Origin of the sequence: Arenimonas malthae CC-JY-1 (genome assembly GCF_000747075.1) — a bacterium.
Taxonomy (GTDB): domain Bacteria; phylum Pseudomonadota; class Gammaproteobacteria; order Xanthomonadales; family Xanthomonadaceae; genus Arenimonas; species Arenimonas malthae.
Genome location: NZ_AVCH01000031.1, coordinates 1 through 1662, shown reverse-complemented (window position 1 = coordinate 1662; position 1662 = coordinate 1). Strand labels below are relative to the sequence as shown.

The window sequence follows — 1662 nt, the reverse complement described above, 5'->3', positions numbered from 1 at the left end:
CGGGCCGGCACCGGCGCCGCGCGCGGCACTTCGATCGAGAACACCGTGCCGCGCCCGGGCCAGGAACGCAGCTTCAGCGGATGCCCCAGCAGTCGCGCGATGCGTTCCGCGATGGCGAGGCCCAGGCCCAGGCCCTGCCCGCCTTTGTCGAGCCGGCGGAACTCTTCGAAGATGGCCTTCTGGTCGGCCTCGGCGATGCCCGGGCCGGTGTCCCAGACCTCGATCGCCAGTGCCTCGCCGCGCCGGCGGCAGCCCACCACGATGCGGCCGCGCGCGGTGTAGCGCACGGCATTGCCCAGGAAGTTCTGCAGCACGCGCCGCAGCAGCTGCGGGTCGCTGTGCACCCAGGCGCGCGAAGGCACGTGGTCGAGCGCCAGGCCCTTCTGCGCCGCCAGCACGCCGAATTCGGCCACCAGGTGCTGCAGCAGTTCGTCGAGCCGGAAGGCCTGCGGGTTGGGCGCCATGCCGCCGGCGTCGAGCCGGGAAATGTCGAGCAGGCCCGAGAGCAGGTCCTCGGCCGAGCCCAGCGCGCCGTCCACGTTCGCCAGCGCCTCGCGGTGCGGCGTGCCCGCCAGCTGCGGCGCCAGCGCGTGCACGAACAGGTGCGCCGCGTTGAGCGGCTGCGCCAGGTCGTGGCTGACCGCGGCCAGGAAACGCGTCTTGGCGCGGTTGGCGCGTTCGGCCTCGGCCTTGGCGCCGGCCAGTTCGGCGGTGCGTTCGGCGACGCGCTGCTCCAGCGTTTCGGCCACCGACTTGAGTTCGGATTCGCTGCGCCGGAACGCGGTGACGTCGGTGAAGGTGGCCACGAAGCCGCCGCCGGGCATGGGGTTGCCGCGGATCTCGACCACGGTGTCGCCGAAATGGCGCTCGGCGACGTAGGGCGTGCCCGCGCGCATGTGCTCCAGCCGCTTGCGCACCTCGAGTTCTTCACGGCCGCCGCCGGCCAGGCCGCGGCGCACGTTGTGCGCCACCAGCTCGGCCACCGGCACGCCCACCTGCAGCAGCTCGCGCGGGTAGTCGAACAGCTCGGCGTAGCGCCGGTTCCAGGCCACCAGGCGCAGTTCGGCGTCCACCACCGAAATGCCCTGGCTCATGTTTTCCAGCGCGGCCTCGAGCACGCGCTGGTTGAAGCGCAGCGCCTGCGAGGCCTCGCCGACGATGGTGGCCACGGTGTCGAGGTCGGGGCCCTGGGCGCGGCGGGCGGCGTCGAGCAGCAGGCGCGCCGAGGCGGCGCCGAGCACCGCCGCCAGTTCGCGCTCGATGCGCTGGCGCGTGGCCGCCGGCACCGCCTGCCCGGCCGGTGCCGAAGCCAGCGCGGCATCCACTTTCGCGGCGGGCAGGAAACGTACCGCCACCTCGCGCAGCACCTCGCGCGAAAGCGCGCCGGCGGCGAACGTGTCGGGGCGCGCATCGAGCCGCGAGGCCAGCATCCACGGCAGCAGCGCGCCGGCCACCAGGCTCAGCACGGTCGCGCGGCCGATGCGGCTCCAGTCGCCCAACCCGAACAGCGCGTCGGGCGCCAGCCAGGCCCAGCCCAGCGGCCCGTCGCGCAGCCACGCCGGCGAGGCGCCCATGGCCTCGGCCAGCGCCGGCACCAGCAGCGCCCAGCACCACAGCGCCACCGCCACCGCCAGGCCGGCCAGCACCGCGCGCGCGGGCATC

General features: G+C 74.7%; 1 protein-coding gene. It reads right to left on the bottom strand.

The window, feature by feature from the left end; genetic code table 11:
• The coding region (locus N790_RS02765) for a PAS domain-containing sensor histidine kinase (protein WP_043800415.1) at positions 1 to 1662 on the bottom strand (1662 nt) is incomplete at both ends.